Here is a 24,834-nt window from a genome sequence, read left to right as displayed (position 1 = left end):
GTTGCCTTGAATATTTTTCATCAGGCAAGGAGGTAAATTGACTTGTTATTTATTTTATTGTGCCTAAAATAGTGAAAGTTGATCTTTTTCATATCCTTTCTTATAGGCCTTAATGATATCGCTCATTTTGTATACTATCCCGTATCTTTCACAATCTTCTTTAAAAAGATTCCACAATTGTTTTGCCTTTGGAGAATAACATTCATAGTTATTTCCAAATTGTTTTATATATTTTTGCTTAATTCCCGGAAACTTTTCATCAAGTTTTTTATAATACCACTCTCTTTGATTCTGCCTTAATGTTACTCCAAAGGCTGGAAATATAAATTTAGCACCATTTTCATAAGCCTGCTTAACTATGCTTCTTATATTTTCTTCATCGTCCTCTAAGAATGGAAGTACTGGCATAAGCAGTATCCCTACAAAGATTCCGTTTTCTGAAAGTTCTTTTATTGCAGAAAATCTTTTTGAGGATACTGCAACATTAGGCTCTATCTTTTTACAAAGCTCATCACTAGAGGTTGTTATTGTTATCTTTACTAAAACTGGAGAATGGCTTTTTATTTTCTTTAAAATATCAATATCTCTTATAACCAAGTCACTTTTTGTTATAAGCGACACTCCAAATCCATATGTATTGATAAGCTCTAAAGCTCCCCTCGTGAGTTTGTATTCTCTTTCAAAAGGATTATAAGGATCACTCATGGCACCAGTTCCTATTACACCAGTTCTTTTTTTAGACTTAAGTTCTTTATTAATTAATGCCAGGGCATTTTCTTTTGCTCTTACCACATCAAAATTGTCTATTCTATAACATTCACTACGGCTATCACAATAAATACATCCATGGCAGCATCCCTTATAAATATTCATAGTATAATTATCTCCAAACCAAGCATTGCTTTCAGAATATCCTGATACAATTGTTTTAGCACTTATAAATTCCATGAGCTTTCCTCTTTCTTTTTATAATTTTGCAATAAATGCGTTCTCTTTAATTTATTGATATATACACATTTATTTCTCTATTGTTCATATCCCAATCAGTTTGGTATTCCTCAAAGTCAAAGGTATATTTTCTATCTAATTCCATTGTCCAAAGCTTAGCCCAAAATTCTGCTACTGCTTCTTTATTATTACCTTTAATAATAAACTTTGCATATTTGCCTGCTGTAATTTTCTTCACCTCAACCTTTTTTGAGAACTTTTTTTCTTCTAATACTTCGAAGCAGATCATTGCATCATAATCTCCATTAAAATTACTTTCATAATTCGTGTATAATCCGATAATATTCTCATTTCTCTTATTAGGAATTGATTGATAAATTCCATCTTCCAGAAACCTTTTCCAAAGATTACTTATATCATTTTTCATTGCCGGATCATTATTATTTGTTCTAATTTTAATACCAGTAACAATTTTTTCTTTTAGATATACTATCTCATAATCCATTATATATACTCCCTTTCAATTATTCATATATATGTTGCAATTTACAATTCACAATTATGACTGAAGTCTTTGCAGAGTTTCTTAAATTTATTAATGTAAAATTGCTATTGCAACTTATATAATAAATTTCAATTACTTCTAACAATATATCACTCATAATGTGACAGCATCATGTCATATTATGCTTTTAGGCACAATCAAAAAATAACAGACCAGTATGCTTGCCCATTTTGTGTCATAGAGGAAGCTCCACTCGCATACGCTCCTTGAGTAAGTGATTCACGCCAAATCATAAGATTTGGGTTCTCTACTCATCAGCAAATTTTACTAATAGACCCGCTATGAGCAGAATTTGCTTCCTTGCCTGACGCAAAATATGCGTAGCATCTTTGGTCTATTATTTTCTTTCATGTGCCTTAATTAATTTTTGAAATTTATAGAAAAATACTAATATTCAGTTAAATTTTAATGTAAAATATGGTATATTAATTAGTGAGAGGTGTTATTTTTTTGTAAAATTATCAGTATTATATTGTTTTTTTGAAAACTTATGAGGAGAATTTTGAATTATGGGAGCAAAAAAATTAGTAAATTTAATTTACAATGGTCAATCTTCAGATAAATCAGATAATAATTTATCAAATATGCAATCTGAACTTAAACAAAGTGAAATTATTCAATCTATTCTTAAAGCTAAAGAAGAAGCTGAAAAAGCTAACAAAGCTAAATCTGAATTTTTATCCAATATGAGTCATGAACTTAGGACTCCGCTTAATGCGATCTTAGGTTTTTCACAAATTCTACAATTAGATCCTGAAGCACCGCTTACGGCTTCACAAAATGAAAGCGTTAATGAAATATTAAAGGCTAGTAACCATCTTCTTGAGTTGGTAAATGAGGTATTGGATTTAGCCAAAATAGAATCTAGGAAATTAAATATTTCTATGAATTCAGTACCCGTTAAATCAATTATGGAAGAAACTCTTTCCATTGTAAGCCCTTTAGCTAATGAACATGAGATTAAAATTATTACTCCAAACCTCCCAAAGTCAGATGAGTTTGTTTATGCTGACAAAACTCGTTTAAAACAAATATTAATTAATTTATTATCTAATGCAATTAAATATAATAAACCAAAAGGTGAAGTAGTTTTTTATTATGAGCGAATTAATGAGACATATAAATTTCATGTTATCGATACTGGCATTGGTTTATCAGAGTCTGATTTAACTTTAATCTTCAAACCTTTCTATCGCTTAAATAACGTAAATAATATAATAGAAGGATCAGGCATTGGCCTCTCTGTGGCTAAGCAGCTTACTGAATTAATGAATGGTAAAATCTCTGTTGTCAGTAAAAAAAATATTGGAAGTCATTTTTGGATTGAACTGCCCTGTATAGAATCTAATGTTAGACAAGAATATAAGAATCTAATTTCATTAAAAGTTAAAAAGCCTTTTGTAGACTCTAAACCTTATAAAATATTATACGTTGAAGACAATCCTGCCAATTTACGACTTGTTGAGCATATTATTAATCAAATCAGCTCTAATCTAAAAATTCTCTCAGCACCTTCTGGAGAATTATGCATCAATTTAGCTATAGAAAACAAACCAGACTTAATATTACTTGATATTAATCTTCCTGGAATGGATGGTTACAAAGTTTTTGAAATATTAAAGAATCATGATGAGACTTCTAATATACCTGTAATAGCCATTAGTGCAAATGCAATGCCAGAGGATATAGAACAAGCTCATTTTCTCGGTTTTTCTGATTATATTACCAAGCCAATTAACATACCGGAGTTCGTTAAAAGAATTTCAAATATATTAAATATGAGATAAAACTACTGTGGGAAGGAAGTAATTATGAATTATTATAGTAAATATGATATAACTGGCTTTGCTAAGGATTTAGGATTAAGCATTTCTGAAATATCAGAACTTTATTCTGAATTAATTAATGAAATAAATTCATCATTATCAGAGTTAAAAATCTTTATTGCTCAAAAAGATTTAAAAAATATGCAAAAGATAATTCATGATATTAAAGGAGTCTCTGGCAATTACAGGCTAACCGATGTTTATAAAAAAGCTTCTGAAATTAACGATTCCTTAAGATCTAATTATCTTACATACCTCGAATCAGACTTAAATGAATTATTTATTATAAGCAGTAGGGCTGAAATAGAGATTGCAAATTTTTTTAAAGAACGTTCTGTCTTTATTAATATTGCATAAATATAACTATTATAAAACACGCTGCTTCCTATATTTGATAACAGCGTGTTTTATATTTATTAAATATATTTCAAATTGTCCTACGTAATAATTATCCTTATGATATGTATTCTATTTTTATATCTTCTTCATCATATCTATAAAATTTTTAATGATAAATTGCTATTACATTTAATATGGATAGATAAAGACTTATGATTTAAATAGCAATATGACAATAAAATTTATATAAATAAATTATCATTCTTATTTTAATTTAAATTGCTTGACCTGATCCTTAAGCATTTCAGCTTGAGAAGCCAATTCCTCACTAGCTGATGCACTTTCTTCTGCTGTTGCTGAATTGCTTTGAACTATAGCTGATACCTGCATTATTCCCTGATTAATTTGTTCAATACCTTCTGCCTGTTCATTTGAAGCTATTGCTATCTGACTAATAAACTCAGCAATCTTCACAGTATCCTCTACTATTTTATTTAATGCTCCAGCAGTTTTATCAGCTATATTGGTTCCAGCCTCTGCTTTCTTAATTGAGCCTTCAATCATATCTGCTGTTTCTTTAGCAGCCTTTGCAGACCTTGCTGCTAAATTTCTTACTTCTTCAGCAACAACTGCGAATCCTTTACCATGCTGCCCTGCTCTAGCTGCTTCTACTGCCGCATTTAATGCCAAAATATTAGTTTGGAATGCAATTTCATCAATTACCTTTATAATTTTGTAAATATTTGTTGAAGAATTATTTATTTCAACTACTGCTTTTTGCATTTCCTTCATTTGTTCGTATCCATCTTCTGCATTTGCTTTAGCACTTACTGCAATATCGTTAGCACTTGTAGCATTTTCAGCATTCATTTTTGTTTGAGAAGATATCTCTTCCATAGATGATGTTAATTCTTCTATGGAACTTGCTTGCTCCATTGCGCCTTGAGAAAGGGATACACTAGAATCAGACACCTGTCTTGATCCTGCTGCAACTTGTTCAGCTGCTGCATTTATAGTATGCATAGTACTATTTAATTTTTCAGTCATTCTTCTAAAAGCTTCTGCTAATAAACCAATTTCATCTTTACTTTCCATATTAATATCTACATCAAAATCTCCATCAGCTACTTTATCAGCTATTTTTATTATTTTACGGACTGGTTTGCTTATTGATGCTGAAATAAATATTCCTATAAATATTGCTGCTAATATTCCTACAATTAAAATTGCCATGGTTAATATAGTTGTATTATCAGCTGTTTTATTGTTGCCTTCAGCTGTTTCTTTTGCAATATTTAACTTTAGGTCAACAAATTTATCAGCATTACTTTGTAGTTTTTGTAATGCTACTTTTCCTTGATCATAAAAAAGATTTAGCGCTTCCTCGCCTTTTCCTTGATTTTTTAACTGAATTGATTTATCTACTATATTCAAATAATCTGCTTCTGAACTTTCTAGTTCGCTTATAGCTTTCTCCCCCTCATCAGTGAGTGTGGTCTCCTTAACTTTAGTAAGACTAGAATTAAACTTATCGCTTGAATCTTTAATTTTATTTTGGTAATCTTGCACATCTGAAGAGTTTTCTGCAAGCAATGCATCTCTTGCATATGCTCTCACATCATTAAAAGAATTACATACGTCAATTACATCTCCTAAAGGCGCAGTCATCTTTTCATATAGTTTTGTATCAAGCTCATTAATTTTGTTAATATTAATAGCCCCTAGAATTCCTATAAATCCTGCTATTAAAACTACTATCGAAAATCCTAATAATATTTTTGACCTTATTTTCATATTATAAAACCATGCCATTGTAATTCCTCCTGACAGCTATTCAGCATTATTTAAAATATCAGTCTCTTCATCACCTATTAATTTATTGCAATCTAAAATCAACTTAACTTCCTTGCCAACCTTACCTATGCCTTTTATATATCTGTTGTTTGCATTATTTAAATTTGGTGGCGGCATAATATCTTGATCTGATATTACTAACACTTCTGATACACTATCAACAATAAGACCAATTGATAATTCATTTATATCTACAACTATTATGCAGGTTCTATCATTATATTCTCTAAATGCTTTCCTAAACCTTAGCCTAACGTCCATAACAGGAATTATTTTCCCGCGAAGATTAATTATTCCCTTTATATAGTCTGGCAGCTCTGGAACTAATGTTACTGGTTGTATTCCAATAATCTCTATAACATTATTTATACTTATACCATAGGATTCATTATCAAGTAAGAAAGTAAGATATTTTTCCTTCTGGGTATCTTCTTCTGCATCTTCAATAGTACTAATTATATTTTCATTCATCATATCGCTCCCTCTACATCTTATATAAATAAACAACTTAAAAAGCTGATTTATTACCTAAACATATCAAAAATATCAGTTGCAAATTATAAATCTAGTTAATATGTTTTATATCTATATTAATATTTCCCAAAATCCATATTATCTAAATTTATCTCCTTTCTTGCGTTTAGATTGGATAATCTATTAAGTTGTCCATTATCCACAGCATTATCCATTCCTAACATATTTTCTTTTTCATTATTATCTAAGAATATTCTACCTTGAGCTTTTCTTCTTAACTTAAATTGTGCAACTCTTTCTTTTAAATTTTCTGCCTGACTTGACATCTCTTCACTTGAAGAGGCTGTTTCCTCAGATGTAGCAGAATTCATTTGAGTAACTTTTGATATCTGATGTATAGCTTCATTTATTTGAGACACAGCTAATACCTGTTCATCACATGATGCTGCAATTTTGCTCACTATTTCAGAAGTGCTTCTGATATCATCAACTATGGCATTTAATGACTCAGCTGTATTATTAGCTATTTCTGTTCCCGCATTTACTTTTTTAATAGATCCTTCTATTAAAACTGTGGTCTCTTTAGCAGCATTTGCACTTCTTCCTGCAAGATTTCTAACCTCCTCTGCAACTACAGCAAAGCCTTTACCATGTTGTCCTGCTCTTGCTGCTTCTACAGCTGCATTAAGTGCTAATATATTTGTTTGGAAAGCTATTTCATCTATAACTTTTATTATCTTAGAAATATTTTCAGATGCTTCATTTATTTCATTCATAGCCTTCAGCATATTATCCATTTCTGTATTTCCGTTTATAGCATTTGTTGTAGCTTTTACAGCTAAATCATTCGCTTCATTAGCACTTGAAGCATTTAATCTTGTCTGCTCTCCTATTTCTGATAATGAAGCTGTTACTTCCTCAACTGCACTCGCTTGTTCTGCTGATGCTTGTGACAAGCTTTGGCTTGCATTTGAAACTTGAATAGATGCTGCTGCCACTTCACTTGCTGAAACATTTATAGCTGTAAGTACTTGGTTAAGTTCTTGTATCGATGCATTTAAAGCATTTATTATGCTTCCATAATCCCCACTGTATGTATTCTGAACAGTTATGTCTAAGTTACCTTTTGACATCTCTATAAGTGCATTATTTATTTCTCCAATTGGTTTGGCAAAAGCATCTACAGCTCTATTTACTATGTTTACAAGCTCTTTAAAGCTTCCAGCAAATTTCTCTTCCTCTCCTCTTACCTGCAAGTTGCCCGATGCCGCTGCTGAAAGAACCCTTACTTGTTCATCAACTACTTTAAGAATATTATCTTTTAATCCATTTAAACTATCATTAGCAATTCCAAATCTTCCCGGTAATTTTTCAAGTTCAACTGTTAAATCACCTTCTGAATATGATTTTAATACAGCAAAGATTTTTATTAATACATCTACAGATATCCACATTGCGTCGTTTACGCTTTGAGCCATTTGTTTATACGCCCCACTAAATTTAGAAACATCTATCTTATCTCTTGTATTTCCTAATTCAAAGGTGTCGTTCATCCAATTGATTTCCTTTATGAACATATTTAAAGTATCAATAAGCATATTTAAATTATTTTTTGTATTATTAAATTCACCATAGTATTCAGTTTCTATTTTTTCTGGTATATCACCGTTACTTATCCTCTTAACATAATCTGCTGTTACATTTATTGGTTCTACAAAAGCTTCTATTATTCCATTAATTCCATCTGTCATTTCAGCCCATGAGCCATTAAAATGTGAAGAATCCATTCTTTTAGATAAATTACCTTTTTTAATCTCGTGAGCTACATCAATCTGTTCTTTAACTATAGCCAATAGGTTTCCTCTCAATTTATCTAAATGTTCTTTTACTAAATTATATCTTCCTGATTGTTCTTCAAGCTGAGCTGATAAATCTCCTTCAGAATATGACTTAAGCACTCCAAATAATTGTAAAAACACGTCTATTGATACCCATACTGTATCATTTATGCACTCTGTTATTTCCTTAAACACGCCTTCAAATTTAGAAGAATCTATTTTATCTCTTGTATTTCCTAACTTGAAAGTATCTTTTAACCAGTATATATCTCTTTCAAATGCATTCAAATTATCAATAAGCCCATTGATGCTTTTCTTTACTGTGTTGAATTCCCCGGACTCGTCTTCACTGTATTTTGTTTGAATTTCTCCCTTGCTTATTTTTTCTATATAATTTGAAGTGGTTCTAATATTCTTTATAAATATGTTTGCTGTACTTAAATTATTTTCACTTATAGTTTTCCATGATCCTTTGTAATTTGTACTATCTAGTTTTATATCAAAAGTTCCTTTTTTAATTGATTCTGCAATGAAATTAGAATCATTGACTACATTTTTTATATCATTTATTATTATTTTTAGCGTATCACCTAGTTCAGCAAAATCATCTTTGATTTCTACACTTATATTTTCATTAAATTCTCCATCTGCAATTTTAACCATTGTATTATTAAGGTTTCTTATGGATTTACCAATTGAATTTATAAGTAATGCTCCCAAGATTATCGTAAAAAATACTGCAACTAATAAAATTATTAAAATATAATTTTGTACATCTATTCCTTTATAAGCTATAGCCGATAATATGCACTCTATCGCAATTATCAATAAAAATATTAAACCAATCTTATTTTTTATTTTTGAATTCCCCATAGTAAACATCTTAATCCCCTCCACAAAATACTGAATCCTCTAATTTTCATGCTCAAATTGTACCCGTATTTATCTTTGCATTTCTTAGTCTAGAATCTTTGTTTTTATATTTTTTCACCAAAGTTCATCAATTGCTTCGATATAACTTCTTCCTTAAATGGTTTTACTATAAATGATACTGCACCTGCTATTATGGCTTCCTTAACATTAATTTCATGCCCCATAGAAGAAATAACTATGATTCTAGCATTATTATCAATAGATTTAATCATTTTTATTGCCTCTACTCCTCCAAGCTCTGGCATAGTCAAATCCATGGTTACAATATCTGGCTTTAACATCCTGTATTGATGTACAGCTTTCATTCCTGTATCTGCCTCACCTACAACTTCAAAGCCACTCCTTTCTAAAATCTTTCTTAGTGCTATTCTCATGAATGCTGCATCATCTACAACTAATGCTCTCTTCATAAATTCTTCCCCCTTCGCTTAATTTATATAAATTTCTACTTTTTTCTATTAACAGTATTATTTTAAATGTTTTTATAATAGCTTTGTAGTACCACAGGTCATACAATAAAATGCAAATTGCACAACAAATAACTAAAAAATGCAAAATGCATTTTTAGACAAAATACTTCATTAAATTTTGTTTCATTCACTTAATTTTATCTTTTAGAAAATTAAACAAGCTTATACACTTCTTTATACATTGTTCTCTTATATATAAACATGGTATAATTTTTACATTAATATAAATTTATTTGTATTTTGTGTTCAATTTATGGTGTATTTTGTAAATTTAGGGTAAATCTTTAGTATATTACTTTATTGGATAGTGAGGGGTTTTTATGATACGGGTTATTATTGCTGAAGATCAAAAGCTTTTGAGGGAAAGTTTTAAGAATATAATTGAAAATAATAGTGACATAAAGGTTGTTGCTTGTGCTACTAACGGTAATGAATCTTATGATTTATGTAAAGAATATAAGCCTGACGTAGTTTTAATGGATTTATCTATGCCAGTATGTAATGGACTGGAAGCTACAAAATTAATAAAATCTAAATTTCCATCAATAAAAGTACTAATTCTTACTGCATCTAACGATACAAATGATGTAACTGATGCTATAAGCAGTGGCGCAGATGGGTATATCTTAAAAGATATAAGTACACAAGAACTTATACTTTCAATAAAAAGTGCTTCATTAGGACTTGGTATAATCACCAAAGATGTTTTAAATCCTTTTGTATCAAATCTGCATAAAGAAAATAAGAAGACTAAAAAAAAGACTATTGCTATTGAAGGTATAAATGTGTCTTTAACAGAAAGGGAATTAAACATAGTAGCTATGATTGTTGATGGGAAAGACAATAAGGAAATTGGAACAGCTCTGTTTATTGCTGATGGAACTGTAAAAAATATAATCACCGAGATTATTTCAAAGCTTCAACTAAAAGACCGTACCCAACTCGCAGTATATGCCGTAAAAAATGGGCTTGTATAAATATATAGATAAGCAACTTTGATCCACTTATGTTGTACCAAACCGAAATTACATATATATTTATTCCAGCAGACTTATGAAATTTTCGCTGAAAGGTTCTAAATGTAAGCTTGTGCCAATTTCTGCATGTTCCCGAAGCAAGTTCGTGACAAGCAGAAAATTGAACAAGCTCACATTAAGAACCTAGAACAGCTCATTTTCAAATGCTGCTTACACAAATATATATGTAATTTCTGATGTATGTGTACACAAAATAAGTATATATAAGCCAACTTTATAATTTACACATTCTTACAAATAAGAACCGTGCCGTATCACTTGTAATTTTTTTGAATATATATAATGTGACTTCTGAAATATATATTTTTGAAAATCAGAAGAATTTTCTTACGCAACTTATTACTGTTTTAGTTATTGCTTTAACTTATAATATCACATATAGTTCTAGGTATTTTTGATAAAGAAACTTGCTTTTCTACGGCTCCTAGGTCAAAAGCCATTTTGGGCATTCCATATACAACTGAAGATTGCTTATCCTGACCAATGGTTTTTGCCCCTGCCTTTCTCATGGACATAAGTCCTATTGCTCCGTCGTGCCCCATTCCTGTTAGAATTACTCCAACTGCATGTTTAGATGCTATTTTAGCAACAGACTCAAAAAGAACATCTACAGATGGGCAATGGCCATTAACTTTGTTTCCAGTTAAAGTTTCAACCATATATTTATCACCTAATTTTTTTATCTTCATATGTTTATCACCTGGTGCTATTAATACTTTTCCAGGTTCAATTATATCACCTGTCTTTGCCTCTTTTACATCAAAGTGTGTCTGCATATTAAGTCTTTCTGCAAACATCTTTGAAAATCCTGGCGGTATGTGCTGAACTATCACTATTCCAGGCACTGATCTTGGCAGAACTTTTAATATACTATAAATAGCTTCTGTACCACCAGTGGATGCTCCTATGGCAATTACTTTATTATTATAAGCGCGAATATCACTTTTTTCCCCAATCTTATCTGAACCTGTTGATATTAATCTTGTTAGATTAGCTGATAAATTTACGTTTACTGCACCTTTTACCTTCATTGTAAGTTCAGTTATAAAATTTTCAAAACCATTTTGAATACTAGCATCTGGCTTACTTAAGAAATCTACAGCTCCAGCATTCAAAGCATCAAAAACAACATCGCTTAACGAACTTACGACTATTATTGGAATTTTATATTGTGGAAGAAGCCTTCTTATAAATTCTACACCATTTAACTTAGGCATTTGTACATCACAAATCATTATGTCTGGATCTAATTCTAAAAGCTTATCCCTTGCATCATATGGATCTACTGCTTTTCCAACAACCTCTATTTTAGGGTCTCTTGATATTCCTCTTGATATAGCCTCTCTAAATACAACGCTATCATCTACCACTAGTACTCTAATTACACTCACATATGTCACCTTCTCTTTACATTATCACTTAAGCCAGCTATAAACTTACTGTCGCCTTTAATTTTCCCTATTCTTTTCTATATACAGACGGCATTATATATCTAAAGCCCACATTTTCTCCAGTTAAGGATTCCGAATGTCCTATAAAAAGGTACCCTCCTGGCTCCATACTATTATAGAACTTACGTACTAATTCAGTTTTAGTTTTACTATCAAAATAAATCATTACGTTTCTGCAAAAAATCACATGAAATTTTCTCTTAAATGGAAACACTTTATCCATCAAGTTAAATTTCCTATATATAATCTCATTTCTTATTTTATCTGTAAATATGAAATTTTCCGCATCATAATTCTGTAAATAACTCTTTTTCCATACTTCAGGTAAAGGTGAGATTTTATCTTTTTGATATATCCCTCCTCTTGCAATATTCAATACCTTCTCAGATATATCTGTAGCGAGAATCTTCTTATCCCACCATAACTTCTTCTCACCAAAAAAGCTATCTAATATCATTGCAATTGTATATGCCTCTTCACCTGATGCGCATCCTGCTGACCACATTCTAAAATCTTTATCTTTTATGTTTTGAGCCCAATACGGAAGTACTGTATCTCTTAAATATTCAAAATGATTCTTTTCACGCATGAAGTATGTATGATTAGTAGTAATCTTATTAATTAATGTACTGACTGCCTTTCCACTTTTATCAGAAATTATATATTGATAATATTGAGAAAAGCTTTCAAAATTATGTTCCAGTAATACATTTTGTAAGCGCCCTATCACAAGCATCTTTTTTTCTACTTTAAGATTTATTCCATAATTATCTTTTATGTATTGAGACAATTGTATAAATTCTTTTTCTGTAATTGTAATCATAATTTCACCTTATCTTTAATATTTTCCAAATTCATCATCACTGAGTATTATCTTTTTATGCTTTAGTTCTTTTGTATTTTTGATACCATTATTAACTTTCTCTATACTAATGTTAGCCTTTATACTCTGAACATAAGACTGGGACTGCGTCTCATCATCATTCATTTGTTCTACAAGAGAATCTTGTTCAGTATCTTTCGATAAATTGAACATATTAACCTGCTGTCTTAAAACTTCTGCCTGTCCTGCTAATTCTTCACTTGCAGCAGCACTTTCTTCTGCTGTAGCTGAATTGCTCTGCACCACTTGGGATATTTGTATTACCCCTTGTGAAATCTGAGCCATTCCAGCAGCCTGTTCATCTGATGCTTCTGATATTCCATTAATTATTCCTGCAACCTCTTCAATATCTCCTACAATACTTTCAAGTGCTTCCGCTGTCTGATTTGCAATATTAGTCCCATCCTTAATTTTAATAAGAGATTCTTCTATAATCTCTGTAGTTTCTTTAGCAGCATTTGCTGACCTTGCAGCTAAATTCCGTACCTCTTCAGCAACAACTGTAAATCCTCTTCCATATTGTCCTGCTCTTGCTGCCTCTACTGCTGCATTTAGGGCAAGTATATTAGTTTGAAATGCTATTTCATCAATCACTTTAATTATTTTTGATATATCATTGGAAGATTCATTAATTTCATCCATTGCATTAAGCATTAATTTCATTTCACTATTTCTTTTAACTGCACTCTCTTTTGTATTATTAGCTATAACATTGGCCTTTTTAGCACTTTCTGCATTTACTTTAATTTGAGAAGATATTTCTTCAATGGAAGCTGTTAATTCTTCAGTAGCACTAGCCTGCTCTGTAGCTCCCTGATATAAAATCACAGCAGAATCTGCTATCTGCTTTGAACCAACTGTAACCTGATTGGCTGCAAAGCTTATATTCCCTATAACTTCATTTAATTTGCATCTCATTTTTCTCATAGCTTCTGTAAGTATCCCTATTTCATCCTTTGAGTCACTTATAATATATATATCTAGGTTTCCACTACTTATTTCATCTGTCACGTATATAAGCTTTGACATGGCTATATTTATTGCTTTAGAAATTATAACTCCAAGGCTTATAGCTAAAATCACTGCTATAGCAATCGTGATAATCATAGTTATAATTGTATATCTAACCTCTAATGAATACTGCTCTGATTTATTATTACCATTAGATATTTCAGATTTATATAAATTATCTATAGAATTATTTATTTTATTTGATAAATTTTGTGCTGCATCTGAAGTAATCATTTCATATGCCTGATCTGCTTTTCCAGAATTAATCAAATCAATAATGTCATCTTCAATAATGCGATACTTGTCCAGTGATGCTTTAAGATTATCCAACTCTCTTTTATTTTCCTCAGTTTTAACCGAATGCTCAAATTGTGACAATTTTTCATTAATAACGCTTTCATAATCCTTTATTTCATTTATATTTTTAGTCTTATCAGCCTTATCTCTTTCCATGATAAGATTATATACACTAATATTTATTTTTTGATATGAAACAGATACACTTTCAATGTCTCCAATACTTACTCCGTAATTTTTATATAAATCAGTATACTCTACATCTGTACTGTATATTTTAGAGATTCCAATTCCACCTACAGCTCCTGCTATAAGTGCTACTATTACAAAACCCATTACTAATTTTGTTCTAATTTTTATATCTTTTAGAAATCTCATAATTCCTCCTCCAATTGTTTTTCGATAGGTTTTCTTAATGATAAATACATAAGTTATCTATGTATCTTATATATTAAATTCTTTATCAACATCTTTTAAGTACCACAGGTCATAGTTTTAAATGCAGATTGCACTATTATGATAGTCCAAAATGCTGATTGCACAAAATATAATAAAAAAGGCTCATGGCCAACTTAATTTTTAATTTTAAAAAACAAAAGGCATACAATCAATATAATTTAATTGCATACCTCTTACTACTAAAATTTTATGTTTATTAATGTTTATTCATATTATTGATTTGGCTTTGTATTTTCATCCGTATTTGAAGGATATTTACGAGCTAAAACTATTTCAACTCTTCGGTTTTTCGCTCTGCCTTCCTCTGTATCATTTGAGTATTTAGGCATTTGATCTCCATATGCTTGAATTGACATTCTATCTTGAGCAATCTGTCCGGTACTAGTCATAAAATTCATTACATTTATGGCACGCATTGCACTTAAATCCCAATTTGAACGGAACTTTGAATTACTAATAGGAACATTATCAGTGTGACCTACAACCTTAATTTTATTGTCTAATCCTTTTAGCATATCAGAAATCTTTGTAAGCAATGGCGATACATTCTGTAGCACATCTGCTTCTCCAGAATTAAAAAGTACAACATCCTGTATTGCAATATCTAATCCATCACCATTAAGTTCAACTTTAATTTTATCCGCATAACCTTCTTGCTGAATCTCTTGTTCTAACTGTTTTTTAACTTCAGTCATTTTATCTTCTTCTAATTCAGACGCACTTTTAATTGCTTGAGCTTCTGTAGGACTTCCTGTAGGAATAACTGCGGAATCACCACTATTGTTCATCATTGCACTGCCACCTGCAAAAATTACGCTAAATTCCTGAGCCATCGCCTGAAATTTTGATTTATCAGTTTGTCCCATTGCGAACATAACAATGAATAGTGCTAGTAAAAGAGTCAACATATCTGAATATGGAAGAAGCCATGCTTCATCAACATGCTCTTCATGATGTTGTTTTTTCTTACTCATAGCTATTCTCCTCTAAACTACTTATCATTGTTTTCTTCAAATCTAACTCTTTGTTTTGGCTCTAACATACCTACTAGCTTTCTCTCAATGCTTTTTGGATTATTTCCTGCTTGAATAGCTAATATTCCCTCAAGCATAATATTCATATTTTTTACTTCTTCTAAAGACTTTCTTTTTAATCTGTTTGAAAATGGATGCCAAATTAAGTATCCAGTGAAAATACCATAAACAGTTGCAACAAAGGCCGAACATATACTTTCTCCAAGTTTAGCAATATCATTTAAATTTCCAAGAGCTCCAATTAATCCGATAACCGCTCCTAAAACTCCAAGTGTAGGTGCTGTACCTCCCGCAGTTGCAAATGCCGTAGCACCAAGACGATGTCTCTCTTCAAGACCTTCAATCTCAATTTCTAAGACCTCTCTTATAAGATCAGGTTCTAATCCATCTACTACCATTTCCAGTCCCTTTTTCATAAATTTATTATCTAAGTTTTGTACTGTACTTTCAAGAGATAATAATCCATCTTTTCTTGTTTGTTGAGACATTTCTACAAGCATTGTTATTACTTCGGCAGGATCTTCTTGACCTTTATTGCTAAAAAGTACACCAAAAATCTTGGGAAGTTTGACAAATTCGCCTTTTGGGAACGAATTTAATAACGCTATTACTGTTCCCACAAGGATTACCATTATTGCTTCACCACTTAATAGTATAGATATACTGGCTCCTTTTAGAATCATTGCGGTAACAACAACTACTAATCCTCCAATCATACCTAAAACCAAAAATATGTCCATTTTTCTCCCCCTTATTATCACATAACCCCTCAATTAATTTAACATTTAATTTGTTTATTTGACACTGTCACTACTTTATTTACATGATATCCCACTTTATGCTTTGAGTTATGTATTTTCTTATAAAAATATAATACCATAATATTTGGCAATCGAAAACCTTATTTTTTCATCAATTTCGACATAAATGCTCATTAAATCGGTATCATCACTCATATTGCGGAAGTATTACTTATGTTAAATATTAGTTACAAATTAGTATAAAAATTACTTTAAGTTAAATAATAACTATAGATTACTTAAGATTAGGAGGAATAAACGTTGAATGAAGGATTAGTTGTTCTTGTACGTTCAGTTATCGCATTTTTTTCTTTGCTCATTTTTGCAAAGATACTAGGTAAGCAGCAAATAAGCCAATTAACATTTTTTGATTATGCCCTTGGAATAACAATTGGTTCTATTGCTGCTACTCTTACTACAGATTTGTCTAGCAGAGCATGGCCACATTTTGTTGGTCTTTTTACTTGGGCATTACTTGGATACCTTATGGAGTATATTACCGAAAAATGGCGATATATCGCAAAATATATAGAAGGTGAACCTGCAATTGTCATTATGAATGGAAAGATAATGGAAGATGTATTAAGAAAAATGAGATATACAGCCGCTGATATAATGGCATTATTAAGAAATAAGGATGTTTTTGATTTATCACAGGTGGATTTTGCAATTATCGAGCCAAATGGCCAATTATCAGTGCTGAAGAAACCTGATTATGAACCTTTGACCCCTAAAGATATGAATATCGTTAAAGCACCAAGCGGTATAAGTACAGAACTTATTTACGATGGAGTTCTCATAAATGAAAATTTGAGACAACTCAATAAGACTGAGAAGTGGCTTACTGACCAATTAAAGATGAATGAAGTTAAAGACATTTCAGAAGTGTTTCTCGCTACACTTACCCCTTCTGGCTCTTTGTACATAGATAAATATGCAGATCACATTAGGAAAGTAACAGATATTGGAGATTATAAAGGCCCATACTAATAAAAAGTTATGAATTGTAGTGGAAAAGTCTACGACTTTTCTTTAATTATGATGAGGCAAATTTTATAAAGGATCCCATCCTTAACTGTAAACCAAGGAATATGAAAAATAAGTGAGGTGATTTTTATGCGAAAGTTTTTAGTTATATCTATTCCCGTAATAGCATTAGTCGCTTTTGTATTGATTATGCTTAGTGGCGGCTTTTTGAAGAAACCATTAGGAAAAAATGATAACATTCCTGAATCAATACAATTAATTGCCCAAGATATAAAATCTGAAAACTGGGAGAGCGCAAATAAAAATACAGATAATTTATCAAACACATGGGATAAAATTGTTAAAAGAGTTCAATTCAGTTCTGAAAGAGATGAAATAAATGCCTTCGATACAAGTTTGGCTCGTCTTCGTGGTGCCATAACAGCAAAAGATACATCAGCCTCTCTTATGGAATTAAATGAGGCTTATGAACATTGGGATGGGCTTGGGAAGTGATAAATTATAAGTTATGAGTGACAGGTTAAGGATAAAGCTCAAGGAGAAAGTTTAAGAGCCAAAATGCAAAAGGAAGTTAAATTGTATACACCATTTAACTAAGTTTGAGAATCCAAATATAAAATTTGGACTCTCACTTATCTCACTTATCCACAAAAGGAAAATTTCTAAAATATATTTTTTGAAAATCCTGAAGGCTTTTCCTCCTTAATTCATAACTTATAACTCATAAGTTGGTTAACACTTATATTATAGTTCTTCACCATTAGTCTTTATTACATTTTGATACCAGTAGAAGCTGTCCTTCTTATAACGATTCATTGACGCACCTTCTTCTTCTTCACGATCTACATAAATAAATCCATAACGTTTTTGGTATCCATTTAACCAGCTTAACAAGTCTGTTATTGACCATGTGCAGTATGCTAGAACTTCGCAGCCTTCATTAATAGCTTCCTTTAATTCTTCCACATGAGCCTTTAAATAAGCTATACGATACTCATCATGAATCTTATTATCTTCAGTCTTCTTATCAAATGCACCTAGTCCATTTTCAGAAATAATTATTGGTAAGTCATATCTGCTTGTGATAGTTCTACAAGCCATTCTTATACCTATTGGATCTATAGTCCAATCCCAATCTGTAGTTTTTAAGTATTGATTTGGTGGATTTTTAAATAATCCTGGAGTACCACTAACTTGCGATGTTCCTTTTTTACCGGTTGTATTCATTTCAGCCCTTCCAACACCGTCAATTGGGTTATACTCGACAACTGCAGTTTGATAATAGTTTACACCCATAAAATCGACTTGTGCTGCTGCTTTCATAAGTTCTGCATCTCCTTCTTCAAAAACAGGTGCAACACCTTGTGCTTCTAAATACTTAAATGCAGCTTTTGGATATCTTCCATATGCATATACATCCATCCACCAGAATGATTGTATATCATCATAATCTGCTTTTGCTATATTGTTTATCGGATTACAATCTATTGCATAACTTGGTGAGAATGCAAAGCTGGCACCTATTTTCCCGTTTGGAACTATCTTTCTAAAAGCAAGAACTGCCTTAGCATGAGCTAAATTTGCATGATGATTTACTTGATAAAACATCTTTGAATCATTTTTCTTGCCTGGTGGGTGTATAGCCATCATCCAGCCATGAGCTGTAAATATATTTTGTTCATTTAAAGTTATCCAATACTTAACCTTATCTTTATAACGCTTAAATAATGTTACAGCATAGTTTTCAAAATCATCAATGATTTGTCTGCTTTCCCACCCATTATATTCTTCCTGTAGCGCTAATGGTAAATCCCAATGATATATTGTGACCATTGGTTCAATTCCATACTTTAAACATTCATCAATTACATTATCATAAAATTGCAATCCTTTTTCGTTAACTTCTCCTTTTCCCTTTGGATAAATTCTTGGCCAAGAGACAGAGAATCTATATGTCTTTAATCCCATTTCCGCCATTAAAGCTATATCTTCTTTATAACGATGGTAGTGATCAACAGCTACATCTCCATTAGTACCTTTAAATGTTTTTTCTGGAATTCTTACAAATTCATCCCAATTGCTTTTTCCTTTTCCTTCTTCTTCTGCTGCACCCTCTACTTGATAGGCAGCCGATGCACTTCCCCATAAGAAATCTTTTGGAAAACCATGTTTTTCTTTAAAATACATCTTTCATCCTCCTAACAACGTTTTATTCTTACATTTTTGATAAAAGCCTATCGAAAAAACAACAAGTAAATCCACCTAAATATTTGGATTTGTTATTTTCTTTCATAGGCCTAACTAATTCCCTCATATTAACACTCAAAAAACAATACTAAACATTAGCAAGACTCTATAAGTCTAGCCTATCATATACATCAAACTTTGTCTATAACTTTTGATATTTTAAGATATAACTTTATATAAAAATAACATGACTTTTACCATGATCAATAACGTTCTTCTATTATTCCGATAAATTTACTAATATATATTGACAATTAATATCGTACAAGTGTAATATTATTACAATATCATTTAAATTCTTAGTAAATCGATAGAAATTATATGGGGGAATAAAATATGAAAAAAAGAAATCTAGTTAGTTTATTATTAATAGGAGTATTAACCGCTACATCTTTATTAAGCTGTGGCAGTTCTGGAAACACTGCATCAAATAATAGTAAATCAGAGCAATCATCCACTACAAGTTCTGATGATTTACTAGCACAAATCAAATCCAGCGGAACTTTAAAAATAGGTACTGAAGGCACATATGCCCCTTACACTTATCATAATGATAAAAATGAATTAGTTGGGTATGATGTAGAGGTTGGACAAGCTATCGCAAAGGAACTTGGTGTAAAAGCTGAATTTATAGAAACACCATGGGATTCATGTATAGCAGGGCTAGATGCAAAACGTTACGATGTTGTTATGAATCAGGTTGGAATCACTGATGAAAGAAAAGAGAAATATGATTTTTCAACACCTTATACTGTAACAAGAGCTGTACTTATAGTGGGTAAAGATAATAATGACATTAAGTCTTTCAACGATTTAAAGGGTAAAAAAGCAGCACAGGGATTAACAAGTAACTTTGCAGATATGGCTAAAAAGTACGGCGCAGATTTAGTTGATACAGATGGTCAATTTAGTAAGTCAATAGATCTTATTGCAAGTGGTAGAGCAGATGCCACAATCAATGACGATGTTGCTTTCTATGACTACTTAAAGCAAAAACCAGATGCTCCATTAAAAATTGCTGATACTCTTAATGAAGCAAGTAATAATGCTGTTTTAATACGTAAAGGTAATGATTCTTTCGTAAATGCAGTAAATGATGCTTTAGCTAAATTAGATAAAGATGGAACATTAAAAAATATCTCTGAAAAATACTTTGGAAATGATGTTACAAAATAATAAAAAGGAGTATCCTTATGTTTTTTGACGATCGTATAGTTGAAATTATAAAAAGCTCGCTCTTTCCTATGCTTAAAGCTGGAATCATATATTCAATTCCACTGACGCTGGTTTCTTTTGCAATTGGACTGCTCATAGCTATTCTAGTTGCATTAGTTCAAATTTCAACCCTTAAAATTTTAAAACAAGTCACAAAATTTTATGTATGGATATTTAGAGGTACTCCTCTTTTAGTTCAGCTTTTCATAATCTTTTATGGACTTCCAAGTGCTGGAATAAAGATAGATCCAATACCGTCTGCTATAATTGCATTTTCCCTAAATGTTGGTGCTTATAGTTCTGAAACAATAAGAGCAGCCATATTATCAATACCTAAGGGGCAATGGGAAGCTAGCTATTCCCTAGGTATGACTTATATACAAACTCTTACAAGAACTATTCTTCCACAAGCTGCAAAAGTATCAATTCCGCCACTTTTTAATACATTTATAAGTCTTGTTAAAGATACATCACTAGCAGCTAACATAACAGTTACTGAAATGTTCATGGAAACTCAGAGAATTGTTGCAAGAACCTATGAACCTCTTGTTTTATATTGCGAAGTAGCTTTGGTCTATCTGATTTTCTGTACAATATTAGCGCAAATACAAAAGTATTCAGAGAAGAAACTATCTGTAGGCTAAAATTTTATGCCATTTTTTCTCTGCTGGGAGGATTTAACTATGGTTGAAATTCAAAATTTAAACAAACATTATGATAATATACACATATTAAAAAATATTAACTTGACTATTGAGTCAAATAAAACAACTGTAATTATAGGTCCGTCAGGCTCTGGAAAAACCACTCTTCTTAGATGCCTCAACCTTCTTGAAACACCTGATGAAGGCATGATAATCATGAATAATGATATATTGGATTTTTCTAAAGGAAATATAACAAAAACCGAAATAAATTCATATAGAAAAAAGACAGGTATGGTTTTTCAAAGTTTTAATTTGTTTCCTCACAGAACTGCACTTGAAAATATAATTGAAGGTCCTATAACAGTTTTAAAAATTCCTAAAAAGCAAGCAATAAAAGATGCTGAACTCCTTTTAGCAAAAATCGGATTATTAGATAAACGTAATAATTATCCACATCAATTATCTGGCGGGCAGCAACAGCGTGTTGCAATTGCAAGAGCTCTTGCGATGAAACCTGAAATACTGCTTTTTGATGAACCTACAAGTGCATTAGATCCTGAACTTGAGGTAGAGGTTTTAAACCTTATAAAAGAGCTTGCTAACGAAAACTATACAATAGCAATTGTCACTCATAAAATGTCTTTTGCACGAGAAGTTGCAGATGAACTCCTATTTGTAGATAAAGGAGAAATTATTGAAAGAGGATCCTATGATGCTTTAAATAATTCTGATAATGAAAGAATCCGGCAATTTTTAAACTTACTTAATTAGTATTAAAGGGAGCGTCGCAAAATGATTAAATTTTAATCAGGAGTGATGCTCCTTTTCGATTATTAATAATTTTTTATTACTCCTAAGTCCCAGGTAAGCTTTTGATAATCGCCATTCAAATTAGTAGTGCCTTGAATGAGAAAATCAACATGATTAATATCGTTTATCTCCATTTTCTGATTATATCCTGCACGTAGGATTTCACCATGTGATACGTTAGTTGTCCACTTATCTGCATCATAAGTTAAATTACCATGCCACGCCCACTTTTCAGCTACTTGAGTCCATGGTCCTCCAGCATTCTTTGATGTCCATAATTCATAATAGCGGCCATCTTTCTGATCTTCAATAATCATATAATATTGACCATCTGCAAGTGATTTATAAACATGTGATCCTTCGAAGGAATTAGTTATAGCTACTGTAGGTGCACTCCAGCCTGTTGGGAAATTAGCTAAAGAGGTCTTACGTACGTACAATTTTCCAGAACCATCACTTGGTGTATTATACATGTATGCATACGAATCATCACAAACAATGTAGTAATCCCATCCCATGTTTCCTGATATACCAAATGATTTTGGTCCTGACCAAGAATTAGGATCATCTATATTTTTTGTTGTAGAATAGGCTACCCCATAAGTTCCATCTTGATATACTAAATACCATAGCCCCTTAGGCTCATAATAAAATACCTCAGGTGCACAAAAATAGCTTTCTCCAATTGAACTCATATAATTACGTGGTGCAGTTTTAAGTCCTGAAATTGTACTTGCAGACGTCTGAAGCATCTGCCACCCTCCACTTTGATTTGCTCCTGTATAAAACACATGATATTTACCATTATAGTAAACAATGCTCGGATCCTTAGCACCATAATAATCATATGGTTTTGCTTCACCATGACGAATAACTCTTTCACCTACATGCCATGTCGGACTAGGATTTGCTGCTGCACTTGCTGCCGATACAAATGATGATGTTATTAGTACTAAACCAATAATAAACATAACACTTTTTCTCATTAATCTTTTCATAAATACATCCTCCTTAAATAATAAAAATTGGATTCATATTATTCCTAATCTCTCCTCATTCCCCCTTTTCCTATGGTATGTTATCTGTTTTTTGATGTCGAAAATTACAATGAATCATATCAATTGTAATTGCTGTCACAAACTTTATCTGATGATTATTAAAAGTTGATTTATATTCCTATGCTCTTCAATTTGTAGTCGTTTACCGAAGCTACTTTATCTCACTATATTAAGTAAAATATGGTTATATAACCTTTATTAACATAATTATATCATCTTGTAATAAAACGATCGCATTATCTTAAGCCCGATAATCGTCATCTCATGCAATCAAATTATAGATATATTGAATCACAAAATATGGACTAAGTTTTCACTTAGTCCACATGATGTATATTATAATGCTATAAAAGCTTATTCGTTATCTAAACTTTGCTTTCCTTGAAGCAGTTTAGCGGTGATACCAGATACAATAGGAACTGTTAGAATAATTGCAAAGCCGCCACAAACAGCATTAAGAATATCAATTGCGATGCCGTTAGAGTTTATCAATTGTTTAAACTGAACTTCATAAGAATACATCAATATAAATGAAAAAATTGACTCACCTAGAAATGCTAAAATAAGTGTGTTTGTCATGGTACCCATCATATCGCGTCCTATATTCATACCAGAGTTGAATAATTCCGTAAAGCTAACATCTGGTTTTTGCTTTTGCAGCTCATTGATTGAAGTTGCAATAGAAATAGCAATATCCATTACAGCACCTAATGAAGCAATAATAATCCCTGTAAATAGAAGATCCTTCACTTGCAGCTTGCTTTGACCAGCAATATTGAGCAGTGCATCTGTATCAGAGGATGTATAACCAGATACTCCTAAAATTTTGCTAAAAACAAGCATAAGGATAACTGAGATAATTACCCCAGCTACAGTTCCTAATATAGCAGACAAAGTTTTCCTGTCAAAGCCTCCCACAAGAAAAAGTGTTACGCAGGAAGTGACCACAACAAGTAAAATAGTTGCTTCAATAGCAGGTACACCATGAAAAAGCAATGGAACAAAAATAAATAGTACTGTAGTCAATGTAAATATAATCCCTAGCACAGAATGGAAACCACGCCAGCCTCCTACCAAACAGATTGCCCCAATAAAAAGACCGATAAGTACAAGCAGAGGAACAACACGATAAGGTGCAAACATATACGCATTTACAAAGGATGTGTCACCAGTGGATGTATTTACAGACACTACAATATTTTGACCATTATGAAGAACAAAATTTGTATCATAGTTAAGTGCATTATTAATTTGAAAAGTTTTTCCCTTATATTGTCCACTTCCTATAAGGACACTGACAATTTGTCTTCCACTATATAATCCAGAAAAACCTGAAGGGTTTATTGATTGCTCATCAATTGAGACAACCTTACCTGTTTCGTAATGCATTTCTCCGCCAGCTTCTGAACTATATGGGTTATAAATCGGCGTGTGAGAACTGAAAAGTACAGCCATTATGATATAAACAAACAAAACAGCAATTGGCCCAATAACTTTACCACCTATTTTAATTGATGAAATCCAATCTAATTTTACCTTCATGTCATTTCTCCTATTTCTATACTGCACTTATATAATAGCAGCGTAATTTTATATAACAAACAATCTAGTCAATATAAACTAGATTGTTTGATCTTTTTAAAGATTTTTA

General features: G+C 31.4%; 22 protein-coding genes. 8 read left to right on the top strand and 14 right to left on the bottom strand.

From position 1 onward, the window contains the following. Positions 1–63: 63 nt before the first annotated feature. Together CLOBL_RS01830 and CLOBL_RS01825 are read right to left on the bottom strand one after the other, a co-directional pair. On the bottom strand, positions 64–948 hold the full coding sequence (locus tag CLOBL_RS01830) for a radical SAM protein (protein ID WP_077857433.1): 885 nt from the start codon (positions 946–948) through the stop codon (positions 64–66). A gap of 46 nt (positions 949–994) precedes the next feature. Next, positions 995–1,453: a GyrI-like domain-containing protein gene (locus CLOBL_RS01825; RefSeq protein WP_077857432.1), complete on the bottom strand. Its 459-nt coding sequence runs from the start codon at positions 1,451–1,453 to the stop codon at positions 995–997. Between the two features lie 569 nt (positions 1,454–2,022). On the opposite strand from CLOBL_RS01825, the gene CLOBL_RS01820 reads away from it, so the two are divergent. Further along, the gene (locus CLOBL_RS01820) at positions 2,023–3,300 is read left to right on the top strand and encodes an ATP-binding protein (protein ID WP_077857431.1); all 1,278 of its coding nucleotides are present in this window, start codon (positions 2,023–2,025) and stop codon (positions 3,298–3,300) included. 24 nt (positions 3,301–3,324) lie between these two features. Continuing rightward, positions 3,325–3,696 (top strand): Hpt domain-containing protein, encoded by a 372-nt coding sequence (locus CLOBL_RS01815; protein ID WP_077857430.1) that lies wholly within the window; start codon positions 3,325–3,327, stop codon positions 3,694–3,696. A 246-nt stretch (positions 3,697–3,942) separates the two neighbouring features. On the opposite strand, the gene CLOBL_RS01810 is transcribed toward CLOBL_RS01815, so the two are convergent. The 4 genes from CLOBL_RS01810 to CLOBL_RS01795 all read right to left on the bottom strand — a co-directional run bounded on the left by CLOBL_RS01810 (position 3,943) and on the right by CLOBL_RS01795 (position 9,187). Then, complete coding sequence (locus CLOBL_RS01810; protein ID WP_077857429.1) at positions 3,943–5,490, bottom strand: methyl-accepting chemotaxis protein; 1,548 nt, start codon at positions 5,488–5,490, stop codon at positions 3,943–3,945. A gap of 18 nt (positions 5,491–5,508) precedes the next feature. Next, positions 5,509–6,003, bottom strand: a complete 495-nt coding sequence (locus CLOBL_RS01805; RefSeq protein ID WP_077857428.1) for a chemotaxis protein CheW — start codon at positions 6,001–6,003, stop codon at positions 5,509–5,511. Positions 6,004–6,122: 119 nt separating this feature from the next. Beyond that, positions 6,123–8,726, bottom strand: coding sequence for a methyl-accepting chemotaxis protein (locus CLOBL_RS01800; protein ID WP_077857427.1), 2,604 nt, complete (start codon positions 8,724–8,726; stop codon positions 6,123–6,125). 95 nt (positions 8,727–8,821) lie between these two features. Further along, the gene (locus CLOBL_RS01795) at positions 8,822–9,187 is read right to left on the bottom strand and encodes a response regulator (RefSeq protein ID WP_077857426.1); all 366 of its coding nucleotides are present in this window, start codon (positions 9,185–9,187) and stop codon (positions 8,822–8,824) included. A 380-nt stretch (positions 9,188–9,567) separates the two neighbouring features. On the opposite strand from CLOBL_RS01795, the gene CLOBL_RS01790 reads away from it, so the two are divergent. Continuing rightward, positions 9,568–10,224 (top strand): response regulator transcription factor, encoded by a 657-nt coding sequence (locus tag CLOBL_RS01790; RefSeq protein WP_077857425.1) that lies wholly within the window; start codon positions 9,568–9,570, stop codon positions 10,222–10,224. 419 nt (positions 10,225–10,643) lie between these two features. On the opposite strand, the gene CLOBL_RS01785 is transcribed toward CLOBL_RS01790, so the two are convergent. From CLOBL_RS01785 to motA, 5 genes are all read right to left on the bottom strand, one after another. Beyond that, on the bottom strand, positions 10,644–11,675 hold the full coding sequence (locus tag CLOBL_RS01785; RefSeq protein WP_077857424.1) for a chemotaxis response regulator protein-glutamate methylesterase: 1,032 nt from the start codon (positions 11,673–11,675) through the stop codon (positions 10,644–10,646). Positions 11,676–11,742: 67 nt separating this feature from the next. Next, on the bottom strand, positions 11,743–12,558 hold the full coding sequence (locus CLOBL_RS01780) for a protein-glutamate O-methyltransferase CheR (protein WP_077857423.1): 816 nt from the start codon (positions 12,556–12,558) through the stop codon (positions 11,743–11,745). A gap of 15 nt (positions 12,559–12,573) precedes the next feature. Continuing rightward, entirely contained in the window at positions 12,574–14,304 is a 1,731-nt protein-coding gene (locus tag CLOBL_RS01775) for a methyl-accepting chemotaxis protein (protein WP_077857422.1), read from the bottom strand. A 293-nt stretch (positions 14,305–14,597) separates the two neighbouring features. Further along, the gene (locus CLOBL_RS01770; RefSeq protein WP_077857421.1) at positions 14,598–15,359 is read right to left on the bottom strand and encodes a flagellar motor protein MotB; all 762 of its coding nucleotides are present in this window, start codon (positions 15,357–15,359) and stop codon (positions 14,598–14,600) included. A gap of 17 nt (positions 15,360–15,376) precedes the next feature. Further along, positions 15,377–16,159: a flagellar motor stator protein MotA gene (gene motA / locus CLOBL_RS01765; protein WP_077857420.1), complete on the bottom strand. Its 783-nt coding sequence runs from the start codon at positions 16,157–16,159 to the stop codon at positions 15,377–15,379. 321 nt (positions 16,160–16,480) lie between these two features. Here motA and CLOBL_RS01760 point away from each other — a divergent pair, with 321 nt between their 5' ends. Together CLOBL_RS01760 and CLOBL_RS01755 are read left to right on the top strand one after the other, a co-directional pair. Next, positions 16,481–17,209, top strand: a complete 729-nt coding sequence (locus CLOBL_RS01760) for a DUF421 domain-containing protein (RefSeq protein ID WP_077857419.1) — start codon at positions 16,481–16,483, stop codon at positions 17,207–17,209. Positions 17,210–17,335: 126 nt separating this feature from the next. After that, positions 17,336–17,701, top strand: a complete 366-nt coding sequence (locus CLOBL_RS01755) for a DUF4363 family protein (RefSeq protein WP_077857418.1) — start codon at positions 17,336–17,338, stop codon at positions 17,699–17,701. Positions 17,702–17,950: 249 nt separating this feature from the next. Here CLOBL_RS01755 and CLOBL_RS01750 read toward each other — a convergent pair whose 3' ends face one another. Continuing rightward, complete coding sequence (locus CLOBL_RS01750) at positions 17,951–19,393, bottom strand: glycoside hydrolase family 1 protein (protein WP_077857417.1); 1,443 nt, start codon at positions 19,391–19,393, stop codon at positions 17,951–17,953. A 396-nt stretch (positions 19,394–19,789) separates the two neighbouring features. Here CLOBL_RS01750 and CLOBL_RS01745 point away from each other — a divergent pair, with 396 nt between their 5' ends. The 3 genes from CLOBL_RS01745 to CLOBL_RS01735 are packed head-to-tail and all read left to right on the top strand — an operon-like array spanning position 19,790 to position 22,086. Beyond that, positions 19,790–20,629 carry an amino acid ABC transporter substrate-binding protein gene (locus CLOBL_RS01745; RefSeq protein ID WP_009172867.1) on the top strand — a complete coding sequence of 280 codons (840 nt, stop codon included), beginning with the start codon at positions 19,790–19,792 and terminating at the stop codon, positions 20,627–20,629. 17 nt (positions 20,630–20,646) lie between these two features. Beyond that, the gene (locus tag CLOBL_RS01740) at positions 20,647–21,312 is read left to right on the top strand and encodes an amino acid ABC transporter permease (protein ID WP_009172868.1); all 666 of its coding nucleotides are present in this window, start codon (positions 20,647–20,649) and stop codon (positions 21,310–21,312) included. A 39-nt stretch (positions 21,313–21,351) separates the two neighbouring features. Continuing rightward, positions 21,352–22,086 (top strand): amino acid ABC transporter ATP-binding protein, encoded by a 735-nt coding sequence (locus CLOBL_RS01735; protein ID WP_077857416.1) that lies wholly within the window; start codon positions 21,352–21,354, stop codon positions 22,084–22,086. A gap of 62 nt (positions 22,087–22,148) precedes the next feature. Here the strand turns inward: CLOBL_RS01735 and CLOBL_RS01730 are convergent, their stop codons facing one another. Beyond that, on the bottom strand, positions 22,149–23,123 hold the full coding sequence (locus CLOBL_RS01730; protein WP_077857415.1) for a non-reducing end alpha-L-arabinofuranosidase family hydrolase: 975 nt from the start codon (positions 23,121–23,123) through the stop codon (positions 22,149–22,151). A gap of 414 nt (positions 23,124–23,537) precedes the next feature. Then, a complete protein-coding gene (locus tag CLOBL_RS01725) occupies positions 23,538–24,752 on the bottom strand; it encodes a YibE/F family protein (RefSeq protein WP_242953769.1) in 1,215 nt (404 codons plus the stop codon). Between the last annotated feature and the right edge of the window lie 82 nt (positions 24,753–24,834).

It is taken from the genome of Clostridium sp. BL-8 (assembly GCF_002006495.1).
Lineage (GTDB): Bacteria > Bacillota > Clostridia > Clostridiales > Clostridiaceae > Clostridium.
The sequence above is the reverse complement of the archived record's forward strand: the minus strand, read 5'-3'. Positions and strand labels throughout refer to the sequence as shown.